The sequence below is a fragment of the Saccharopolyspora sp. NPDC002686 genome, assembly GCF_040295745.1.
Taxonomy (GTDB): domain Bacteria; phylum Actinomycetota; class Actinomycetes; order Mycobacteriales; family Pseudonocardiaceae; genus Saccharopolyspora; species Saccharopolyspora oryzae.
In genome coordinates this window covers 1-11,024 of record NZ_JBEOVY010000269.1, presented here as the reverse complement: position 1 = coordinate 11,024, position 11,024 = coordinate 1, and the positions used below count along the sequence as shown (strand labels likewise).

At 70.8% G+C, this 11,024-nt stretch carries 9 protein-coding genes; 4 read left to right on the top strand and 5 right to left on the bottom strand.

Annotated elements, in window-relative coordinates; genetic code table 11:
* Nucleotides 1-48: 48 nt before the first annotated feature.
* The 5 genes from ABTZ89_RS28290 to ABTZ89_RS28270 form a co-directional block, all read right to left on the bottom strand.
* Nucleotides 49-711, bottom strand: a complete 663-nt coding sequence (locus ABTZ89_RS28290) for a copper homeostasis protein CutC (protein ID WP_270952852.1) — start codon at nt 709-711, stop codon at nt 49-51.
* A 322-nt stretch (nt 712-1,033) separates the two neighbouring features.
* Nucleotides 1,034-2,668, bottom strand: a complete 1,635-nt coding sequence (groL, locus tag ABTZ89_RS28285; protein WP_270952853.1) for a chaperonin GroEL — start codon at nt 2,666-2,668, stop codon at nt 1,034-1,036.
* A gap of 229 nt (nt 2,669-2,897) precedes the next feature.
* Nucleotides 2,898-4,148 (bottom strand): protein kinase domain-containing protein, encoded by a 1,251-nt coding sequence (locus ABTZ89_RS28280; protein ID WP_351050251.1) that lies wholly within the window; start codon nt 4,146-4,148, stop codon nt 2,898-2,900.
* A gap of 131 nt (nt 4,149-4,279) precedes the next feature.
* Entirely contained in the window at nt 4,280-4,483 is a 204-nt protein-coding gene (locus ABTZ89_RS28275) for a cold-shock protein (protein ID WP_270952855.1), read from the bottom strand.
* A 430-nt stretch (nt 4,484-4,913) separates the two neighbouring features.
* Nucleotides 4,914-5,597: a TIGR00266 family protein gene (locus ABTZ89_RS28270; protein WP_270952857.1), complete on the bottom strand. Its 684-nt coding sequence runs from the start codon at nt 5,595-5,597 to the stop codon at nt 4,914-4,916.
* Between the two features lie 177 nt (nt 5,598-5,774).
* On the opposite strand from ABTZ89_RS28270, the gene moeA reads away from it, so the two are divergent.
* The 4 genes from moeA to pssA form a co-directional block, all read left to right on the top strand.
* Complete coding sequence (gene moeA / locus ABTZ89_RS28265) at nt 5,775-7,019, top strand: molybdopterin molybdotransferase MoeA (RefSeq protein ID WP_270952859.1); 1,245 nt, start codon at nt 5,775-5,777, stop codon at nt 7,017-7,019.
* Between the two features lie 65 nt (nt 7,020-7,084).
* On the top strand, nt 7,085-9,034 hold the full coding sequence (locus tag ABTZ89_RS28260; protein WP_351050246.1) for a M48 family metallopeptidase: 1,950 nt from the start codon (nt 7,085-7,087) through the stop codon (nt 9,032-9,034).
* 503 nt (nt 9,035-9,537) lie between these two features.
* Nucleotides 9,538-10,254, top strand: coding sequence for a phosphatidylserine decarboxylase (locus ABTZ89_RS28255; protein WP_351050243.1), 717 nt, complete (start codon nt 9,538-9,540; stop codon nt 10,252-10,254).
* On the top strand, nt 10,251-11,024 hold a 774-nt coding region (gene pssA, locus ABTZ89_RS28250; RefSeq protein WP_351050240.1), incomplete at its 3' end, for a CDP-diacylglycerol--serine O-phosphatidyltransferase. The genes ABTZ89_RS28255 and pssA, both read left to right, overlap by 4 nt.

The window sequence follows — 11,024 nt, the reverse complement described above, 5'->3', positions numbered from 1 at the left end:
TGAAGGTGGGGAGCGCGGCGAGTCGGCACCTGGCCGCGCCCCCACCACTCAGGAGTCCAGGAGTTCTCGCCAGGAGCGGACGCGGTCGGCGAGGACGGAGCCGGACATCCGGGCGCCGGTCCCGATGTGGAAGGCGCGGACGCCCGCCGCCCGCAGGACCGGGACGTGCTCCTGCCGGAGGCCTCCGCCGACGAGCAGCTCCACCCCGTCGATGTCCTGCAGCTCAGCGCGTTCTCGCAGGTTGGCAAGGCCCTCGTCGACCCCGTCGGGGTCGCCTGCGGTCAGGATGCTGCTCGGCCCGAGCGCGACCGCCTGGTTCCAGGCCAACCGGTACTGGGCGGCGTGGTCCACGGCCCGGTGGAAGGTCCACGGACAACCGCCCAGCTCAGCGACCACCTCCCGGGTGGAGCCCATGTCGACCTGACCGTGCTCGTCCAGGAACCCGAGCACGAACTGCCGAGCCCCGGCCTCCAGCAGCTCCCCGACCTGCCGCCGCAACACGTCGACGTCAGCGCCGAAACCCGCCTGGTCGCGCACCATCACGCGCACCGGGACCTCGGCGACGGCCAGCGCGCTGCGCACGGTCGCGAGCTCGGGAGTCAGCCCGTCGGCGTCCAGATCCCGGCACAGCTCAACCCGATCCGCACCACCGCTCTGCGCCGCCTCGACATCAGCGGCGTCCAGCGCGATGACTTCCAGCAAAGCACCCACCCCGGAACCGTAACCGCGACACCCCACGACCTCAGCCCGACGCCACCACGAGGAACGAGCGCTCCAGAGCTCTTGATCTTGATCTTGTATTCGCCGCCAGGCGAATAGCCCACCCCCGCAACCGGCACCGCCGCGGGTTCTCAGACGTCGCCTGCCGAGGACAGCCCTTTTGCCGTGTATTGGTCATACATAAAAAAGGGATCCCGCAGGCAGGCGGCGTCTGAGGTTCCGCCACCCGCACCGCCCCGCAAAGCAACCACAAGACCCCAAAACGAAGGGCCGCCCCTGTGAGGGGACGGCCCTTCGTTGCCTTGGGCAGGACTTACATCATGCCGCCCATGCCGCCCATCGGGTCGGCGGCGGCACCTGCGCCCGCAGCCTCCTTCTCCGGCTTGTCCGCGACCACGGCTTCGGTGGTCAGGAACAGCGCGGCGATGGAAGCGGCGTTCTGCAGCGCCGAACGGGTGACCTTCGCCGGGTCCAGGACGCCGGCCTGGACCAGGTCCTCGTACTCGCCGGTCGCGGCGTTCAGGCCGTGGCCCGAGGTCAGGTTCTTGACCTTCTCCGCGACGACGCCGCCCTCGAGGCCGGCGTTGATGGCGATCTGCTTCAGCGGGGCCTCGACAGCGATCTTCACGCTCTTGGCACCGGTCGCCTCGTCGCCCTCGAGGTTGAGGCCGTCGAAGGCAGCCTGCGCGGCCTGCAGCAGGGCGACGCCGCCACCGGCGACGATGCCCTCCTCGACCGCGGCCTTGGCGTTGCGGACCGCGTCCTCGATGCGGTGCTTGCGCTCCTTGAGCTCGACCTCGGTCGCCGCACCCGCCTTGATGACGGCCACGCCGCCGGCCAGCTTGGCCAGGCGCTCCTGCAGCTTCTCGCGGTCGTAGTCGGAGTCCGAGCGCTCGATCTCGGCGCGGATCTCGTTGACCCGGCCGGCGATCTGCTCGTCGTCACCGGAGCCCTCGACGATGGTGGTCTCGTCCTTGGTCACGACGACCTTGCGGGCGCGGCCCAGCAGGTTCAGGTCGGCGGTGTCCAGCTTGAGGCCGACCTCTTCGCTGATGACCTGGCCGCCGGTCAGGATCGCCATGTCCTGCAGCATCGCCTTGCGGCGGTCGCCGAAGCCCGGGGCCTTGACGGCGACGGACTTGAAGGTGCCGCGGATCTTGTTGACGACCAGGGTGGCCAGGGCCTCGCCCTCGACGTCCTCGGAGATGATCAGCAGCGGCTTGTTGGCCTGCATGACCTTCTCGAGCAGCGGGAGCAGGTCCTTGACGTTCGAGACCTTGCCGCTCAGCAGCAGGATGTACGGGTCCTCCAGGACCGCCTCCATCCGCTCCGAGTCGGTCACGAAGTACGGCGAGATGTAGCCCTTGTCGAAGCGCATGCCCTCGGTGAGCTCGAGCTCGAGCCCGAAGGTGTTGCTCTCCTCGACGGTGATGACGCCTTCCTTGCCGACCTTGTCCATGGCCTCGGCGATCAGCTCGCCGATCTGGCGGTCGCCAGCCGAGATCGCCGCGGTGGCCGCGATCTGGTCCTTGGTCTCGATCTCCTTGGCGTTCTTGAGCAGCTGCTCGGCGATCGCCTCGGTGGCCTTCTCGATGCCCCGCTTCAGGGCGATCGGGTTGGCGCCGGCCGCGACGTTGCGCAGGCCCTCGCGAACCAGGGCCTGGGCCAGCACGGTGGCGGTGGTGGTGCCGTCACCGGCGACGTCGTCGGTCTTCTTCGCCACCTCCTTGACCAGCTCGGCCCCGATCTTCTCCCACGGGTCCTCGAGCTCGATCTCCTTGGCGATGGAGACGCCGTCGTTGGTGATGGTGGGTGCGCCCCACTTCTTCTCGAGCACAACGTTGCGGCCCTTCGGGCCGAGCGTCACCTTGACGGCGTCGGCGAGGGTGTTCATGCCGCGCTCAAGACCGCGGCGGGCGTCCTCGTCGAACGCGATCATCTTGGCCATTGCGGTGTGGTCCTCCACCTGTCTGGACGCCGCGGCGGTGGGTACGCACCCCACGGCAAGACTCGTGCTCGGCCAGGCTCGGTGCCCGCGACGGACGACCGGCCGGCGATACCGTCTGGTGGTACCGCCGGGAACGGCCTCACCGTCCCGACCTGGCACTCAACCTTGGTGAGTGCCAATACCGTGTTTAGCACTCTCCCCAGTCGAGTGCAAGCGACTCGACTGAGCGTCAGTCGCCCGTGGGCACGGTCGTGGGCAGGTCGTTGTTGTTGTACGACGAGGATTCCGAGCTGGTCGGGCTGGTGTCGGTGGTGCTGCCGGAGCCGCCCATCGAGTTGGCCATCACAACGAAGACGACCACGATGACGACCAGCGCCACACCCACCAGCACCGGCACGATCCACTTCGCCGAGCTGCCCGAGGTGGTCGCGAACGACGACGAACCGGCGGGCATCGGCGGGCGCAGCCGCACCGGGTCGTTGCCCGGCGGCGGCAGCGGGCGCGGCGCCTGCTGCGGCGGGTAAGGCGGGCGGTAGCCCTGCGCCGGGATCGGCTGGCTCGGCGGGTACTGCACCGGCTGCGGCCCGGACATCGGCGCCGGACCCGGCACCGGAGCGGCCGGGCGCGGCTGCGGCGGGGCGTCGCCCGCGGCCTGCCCGAGCGCGGTGCGCGCGGCGGCGACGAGCTCCTGGCAGGTCTTGAAGCGCTGCTCGGGGTTCTTGGCCATGCCGCGGCGCAGCACCTCGTCGATGCCGGCGGGCAGCACCATCAGCGAGGTGGCGGGCGGCGGCTCGGCGCCGAGGTGGCCCTGGATGACCTCCTGCACCTGGCCCTGGAACGGCGGGCGGCCGGTCAGGCAGGCGAAGAGCATGCAGGCCAGCGCGTACTGGTCGGTGCGGCCGTCCACCGGCTCGCCGCGCAGGTGCTCGGGCGCCGCGTAGGTCGGCGAGCCGAGGAAGTCGCCGCTGGCCGTGCGGTGGCCGGTCGCGCCGCGCCGGGTCAGGCCGAAGTCGGCCAGGTAGACGTGCTCGTGCACGGACTCGCGCGAAGTCACCAGCACGTTGGCCGGCTTCAGGTCGAGGTGCACCAGCCCGCGCTCGGCCAGCATGTCCAGGGCTTCGGCGATCTGCGCCAGCAGCTCCAGGGTGCGCTTGGGCGAGATCGGGCCGTCCTTGATCAGGCTGGCCAGGTCGGAGCCGTCGACCAGCCGCATCGCGATGTAGAGCATGCCGTCGACCTCGCCGAAGTCGTACAGCGGCACGATGTTCGCGTGGTCGATGGCCGAGGTGTTGCGCGCCTCGTCGACGAATCGCTCGCGGAACTCGGCATCACCGGTGATGTGCTCGCCCATGACTTTGAGGGCGACCTTGCGGCCGAGCCGGATATCGGTGGCGCGGTACATCACGCTCATGCCACCGCGACCGAGCACTCCGTCGATCTTGTAGTGGCCGAGGCGCTTCCCGGTGAGGTCTTCCGACACGCCGAGCAGCCTAACCGGCCGAGATCACGCTCGTCTCACGGTTGACCCAGCCGGTCGTGATCCGACCTGGTGAGGCCCAGCACAACGGCCCGGCCCCTGCGGCGGGGCCGGGCCGTGCGGATGAAGCTCAGTCAGACCTTGCGGACGCCGTCCGCCTGGGTGCGGCCGTCGCGCCCCGCCTTGACCTCGAATTCCACCCGGTCCCCTTCGGAAAGGGTGCGGAAGCCCGACATGTTGATGGCGGAGTAATGGACGAAAACATCAGATCCACCGTCCGCAGCGATGAATCCGTAGCCCTTCTCCGAGTTGAACCATTTGACCGTGCCGACCGCCACGGCGTCCTCCTCATGAAAAGTGATGCACGGCGCGAGCGCCGCTGGAGCAACGGCCACACTACCCCCGAATTCGGGCCTCGTCGCGGGTTCGGCAATGCAACTTTTCCGTTAAACGCTGGGCCGAATGGGTGCCGCAACTGAACACCGTCCGTCATCGCGCCGGAATATTCCCCCAACTGCACTAGCCCATTCCGCCCAGAGCGAACCCCGTTTAATGGAATGGGCGCGCGGCTTGCGCCGCAGCAGCCCCCAGCACGCCACGCACCCGCTGAGCAGGCCTCAACCTTTTCGCTGTTGACAGTATTTAGTCGAGCAGTTCCCGCGTCGACGGCCGGATGGTGGAACGGGCAATCCTTTCGGCTGTTCGGCATTGACTTTCGGCGTCACCCGAATAGCCGCCGGACCCGTTCCACTTCCCGGTGAGTTCCGCTCAGGACCGGGCGCCGAGGCCATTCGCCTGGAGCCAGGTGACCAGTCCTCGCGGATTGCGGGTTTGGGTCAGGACCTGACCCGGACCGGCGAAATCGAAGACCAGACCTTCACCGCTCTTGAGCGACTGCACCACGCCCTGGTTCATCTGCCGCAAACGGCTCTGGACCGTGTCGGCGTAGGCCACCACGTGACCCGTGTCGATCGTGACGTACTCGCCGGGCTGCAGGGTCACCACGTCCAGCGCGCCGTAGCAGGAGACCACCATCGGTCCCTGGCCGACGGCGTGGCTCATGAACCCGCCCTCACCGCCGAAGAGGTTCTGGAAGCCGCCCCACTGGGTCTCCAGCTGCACCGTGCTCGCGGAGGCGAGCCAGCAGCCCCGGGTGACGCACCAGCCGACCCGGCCGTCGAGCTCGATCACGTTGAGGTCGCCGGGCAGGTTCGCCGCCACGTCCACCCAGCCGCCCTGCTGCGGCGCGGTGAAGGTGGAGGTGAAGAACGACTCGCCACCCAGCGCGGCGCGGGCGAGCGACTTCATGAAGCCGCCCTGGGCGCGGGCTTCGACGGTCACCCCGTAGCTGGTCGCGAGCATCGCACCGCTCTCGACCTGCACCGGCTCGCCCGGTGCCAGCATCAACCGGGCCACCCCGAACGACGGCGTGTGACGAGTCCGAACCTGCACGAATACCTCCTGTCTCGGGACCGCTCGACCCGCCCGGCACCGCGCACGAGGTTCTCCGGCCGCGGACGTCACCGGGTTCGGCAGCACCGGGGAGATCGACCCGAACGGTCTCGGAGGAGTTTGCCACGGCGGCATCCGGTGTCGATTCACACGCCGGTGGCGACAGCGGGGGTGGTGATGGCCGATGATCGGGGCGTGTCGCACGGAACCGGAACCCCCGACCTGACCGCGGTCACCGATCACCAGGCGAAGGTCGCGGCGCTGCTGCCGCCGACGCCGGTGCTGGTCGCACCGCTGGCGGACTGCCTGGGCCACGCGCTGGCCGAGGACCTGACCTCGCCGATCCCGCTGCCGCCGTTCGACAACTCGGCGATGGACGGCTACGCGGTGCGGTCGGTCGACCTGGCGGGCGCCACCTCCGAGCAGCCGGTGAAGCTGCCGGTCCACGAGGACATCCCGGCAGGCCGGGTCGACGTGCCGCCGCTGCAGCCCGGAACCGCGCACCGGATCATGACCGGCGCCCAGGTGCCGCCGGGCGCCGACGCGGTGATCCCGGTGGAGCGCACCGACCGCGGCACCGAGCAGGTGCTGGCGTTCGCCTCGGTGCAGCCGGGACAGCACGTGCGCCGAGCCGGTGAGGACGTCACCGCCGGGGAGACGGTGCTGACCGCGGGCACCACGCTCTCCGCTTCGCAGCTCGGAGTGGCCGCGGCGGTCGGTGCGGGCCAGCTCCCGGTGCACCGCCCGGTGCGGGTGCTCGTGCTGTCCACCGGCTCCGAGCTGGTCGAGCCCGGCGCGACGCTGGAGCCCGGCCAGATCTACGAGTCCAACGGCCTGATGCTCGCCGCCGCGGTGCGCGAGGCAGGCGGCGAGGCGACCCTGCTGCGCTTCGTGCCCGACGACGTCGACGCCTTCCACCGGGCGCTCGCCCCGCACCTGGAGAGCACGGACCTGCTGATCACCTCCGGCGGTGTGAGCGCCGGCGCGTACGAGGTGGTCAAGGACGCGCTGACCGGGACCGGCGTCGAGTTCACCAAGGTCGCGATGCAGCCGGGCATGCCGCAGGGCTGCGGCCGCTACCGCGACCAGGTGGCCGTCGTGACGCTGCCGGGCAACCCGGTCAGCGCGATGGTGTCGTTCGAGATCTTCGTGCGCCCCGCGCTGCGCGCCGCCGCCGGGCACCTGGCCACGCAGCGGCCGACGCGCCGGGCGACGCTGACCGAATCCCTCACCGCACCGGCCGATCGGCGGCAGTACCGGCGCGGCCAGTACGACCCGGCCACCGGATCGGTGAGCTTGCAGGGCGCGCCCGGTTCGCACCTGCTCGCCGGATTGGCCAAGGCGAACTGCCTGCTCGAGATCCCGGAGCAGGTCACCGAACTCGCCGCTGGGTCCACAGTGGACGTGATGTTGCTGGATTGACTGAACCCGGCTGTTCGCGAAGACTGCACCACCACCCCCGTCCACCCCCCTCCGGAGTTCTGCAAGTGCGTGGCCCCTGGCGCGCCGCCCTGGCACTGGCGCTGCACATCGCCTTCTTCGTCACCCCGATCGCGCTGGTCCTCGGCCTGCTCACGATCGCTGTCGTCACCTTCCGCTACGACCACACCAGCGGGCTGAAAGCCGCCGCCGCGGCGCTGGTCGTCGGCGCGGTGTTCGCGATCGGCTGGCGCGCCGTGCTGCGCTCGCGGACGCGGCCCCGCGGGGTGGCGCTGGACCGTTCCGAGCAACCGCAGCTGTGGCGGATGGCCGAATCCATCGCCACCTCCGCTGAAGCGCCGAAACCCGACGAGATCCGGATCACCTCCGAACCGACCGCCACCGTTCGCGAGCACACCGCACTGCTCGGCCTGCGCACCAAGGGCCGGTACCTGGAGCTCGGGCTGCCGCTGCTGGCGGCGCTCAACGTCAGCGAGCTGCGGGCCGTGGTGGCCCGCGAGATCGGTCGCCTGACCAGTCGCAACAAGCTGACCGCGCTCGCCCACCGCACCTCGGCCAGCGTCGAGCGCACCGCGGCCGGGCTCACCGGCGGTCCGACCAAGTGGCTGTTCAACGGCTACGCCCGGTTGTTCACCGCGATCGCCGCCACCACCGGCGACGACCTGGAGCTGGCCGCCGACGCGGTCGCCGTCCGGGAGGCCGGGACCCGCACCGCGGTGCTGTCCCTGCGCAAGTCGGTGGCCGTCGAGATCGGCTGGCGCGAGTACGCCGACGACTACCTGAGCATGGCCACCTCGATCGGCCACGCGCCGGACGTGCTGCTGGGCTTCCGCAACTTCATGTCGCACCCGACGCGCAAGCCGAAGCTCGCCGAGCGCGCCAAGCAGGCCATCGCCGAGGAGCCAGACGGCCGCACCCGCCGCCGCGTCGAGGCGATGAAGCGGCTCAAGACCGCCGACCGCGAACTCGACGAGCGCCCCGCGTTCGCCGTGCTGCGCAGCCCGCGCAAGAGCGTGCCGGAGCTGGAGGACCGGCTGATGGTCGACGGCCTCGGCGAGCGGATGCCGTGGCCGGAGCTCGCCCGGCAGGCCGGTGCCGCGCACGTCGCCGAGCAGGCAGCAGTGCTGAGCTCCGCGGTGGAGCAGAGCGGGCTGCCGGTGGAACCGTCCATCGCCGGGGTGCTGGCCGCCATCCACCGCGGCCAGGGGCGCGACCTGATCAACCCGGTGCTCAACCCCGGGCTGAGCCCGGAGCTCGTCGACCAGGCCGCCGAGGACACCCTGGTCGACCTGCTCGGCTGCACCGCGGTGGACGCGCTGATCTGCGCTCGCCGCGCCCACCACGAGCTGGACTGGGGCGGCCCGTCGCCGGTCCGGCTGGCCAACGGCCAACCGCTGGACGCCGACCGGCTGGTGCGCCCCGCGGTCGCCGATCCCCGGCTGATCCCCGGTCTGCACCGGGCGCTGGTCAACCTCGGGGTGCCGCTGCACCACGCGCGGCGCCCGGCGGCCGAGCCGGAACCCGAGCTGGCCGGGATCGTCAGCCCGGTGCAGTGCGCGGGCAGCAGCTACGACCTGCTGGTCACCGACCGCGGCCTGGTGCTGCTGCCCAGCTCGGCGAGCACCACCAAGCGGCTGCTGGCCGGCACGCTGGCCCGGTTCCGCGAGGCGGAGCTGGAGCAGCTCGGCGAGCTGGCCGCGACGCCGGTCGGCGAGCTCCGCGAGCGCCCCGGCGCGCAGTGGGTGGACAGCCGCGACGTGGCCAGCGCCCGGCTGGACCAGGAGCGCGCCGGCTGGTCGCTGTCGCTGGAGCTCTACCTCGACGAGTACGCGGTGTCCGAGCTGGACGACGAACTGGTGCGCGACGTGGACGGGGCGTCGGAGCTGGTGCTGCGCAGCAGCGCCGACGGCGTGGAGCACGGCGACCCGTACCAGGGGCTCGGGGAACTGATGGGCGCGCGGATGAACGTCGAGGAGCCGCTTGCCGCTATCGAGTGAGAGAGGGCGGCAAGTTGATCACTCCGCGTCATGTAACGGCCCGGATAGGTCCTCCGAAAGCGGCTACGGACTTTCTGTGACCTCAATTACACTGAAAGTCGCGTAACGAACTGTCGCCCACGTGCATCTCATAGACGTCCGCTCCGATCCACCACTGCTTGCCCGGTGGAAGCGGACACTTGAAGGGCCGTGCGCCGTCGGGGGGCGCACGGACCCGCACATCAGGGGTCGTTCGGCGCCTACGGGGAGGCGCCGAACGGCCCCTGATGCTTCTCGGCACTCGCCGGATGACTGCGGCATCTCATGAGCGGTAACATCTCAGCGCGCAAATGCGCAGGTCAGCTAGGCTGTTCTTGATCAACTGCGCCCCCTGGCGTCGGTTGGCCCGGGCCGTCCGCGATGCTGTACCGACCACGGCACCGGTCAACGGCCCCGTACACCTGCGGGACCAGCGACCGCGCGGCCGCACCATGGACCAGCCGAAGCAGGGGCGTAGCACCTCGATGAGCACCGCGAAAGAACCGAAGAAGAACCCGCTGGCCCACCTCGCCGGGCTGGCCAGGGACACCATCCCGCCGATGCACCCGGCCGGGCGTCCGTTCGTCCTCGGCGCCGCCGCCGCAACCCTCCTGCTGCGCCGCAAGTGGCGCCCCGCGGGCGTGCTCGGCGGCGTGCTGACCGCCTGGTGCGCGTGGTTCTTCCGCGAACCGGAGCGCACCACGCCCAGCCGCGCAGGACTCGCGGTGGCGCCCGCCGACGGCACCGTCTCGCACGTCGAACCCGCGGTGCCGCCCGCCGAGCTCGGCCTCGGCGACGAGCCGATGGTCCGGATCAGCGCGTTCCTGACCATCTTCGACGTGCACGTCCAGCGCATCCCGCTCGCCGGCCGGATCGAGACCATCGCCTACCGGCCGGGCAAGTTCCTCTCCGCCGACCTGGACAAGGCCAGCGAGGACAACGAGCGCAACTCGATGGTCATCCGCGGCGAGGACGGCACCCGGGTGGCCGTGGTGCAGATCGCCGGCCTGGTGGCCCGCCGCATCGTCTGCTCGGTCGACGAGGGCCAGGAGGTGCGCGCGGGCAGCACCTACGGCCTGATCCGGTTCGGCTCCCGGGTGGACCTCTACGTGCCCGCCGGCAGCCGGGTCCTGGTGGAGCCGGGCCAGCGCACCATCGGCGGCGAAACGGTGCTCGCCGAACTCCCCCAGGGCAACTCATGAGCATGCGGACCACCCCCGGCGTCCGGCTGCTGCCCAACGCGATCACCGTGTTGGCGATGTGCGCCGGGCTGTCCGCGGTCCAATTCGCCCTCAACGGCAACCTGCCCGGCGCCATCGCCGCCATCGCGGTCGCCGCGGTGCTCGACGGCCTCGACGGGCGGATCGCCCGCCTGCTCGACGCCACGTCGAAGATGGGCGCCGAGCTGGACTCGCTGTCCGACGCGATGTCCTTCGGCGTCGCCCCGGCGCTGACGCTCTACGCCTGGCAGCTGCAGGACAACCGGCTCGGCTGGATCGCCGCGCTGATCTTCGCGGTGTGCATGGTGCTGCGCCTCGCGCGGTTCAACACACTGCTGGACGACGCCGAGCAGCCGCCGTACGCCAAGGAGTTCTTCGTCGGCGTGCCCGCCCCGGCGGCCGGGCTGCTCGCGCTGCTGCCGATCACCCTCACCGCGCACTTCGGCTACGAAGGCTGGTGGGCGGACCAGAACGTGGTGATGATCTGGCTGGTGCTGGTCGCCGCGCTCGCCGTCAGCCGGGTTCCCACGCTGTCGCTGAAGACCGTCAAGGTGCCGCCGCGAGCGGTCGCGCCGCTGCTGGTGCTGGTGGCGCTGCTCGCGGCCGGGATCATCATGTTCCCGCTGATCTCGCTGGCCATCGCGATGGCGGTGTACCTGCTGCACGTGCCGTACGCGGTGTACCGGCACAACTGGCTGGCCAAGCACCCGGAGGCGTGGAGCGCCCCGCCGCGCGAGCGGCGCGCGATCCGC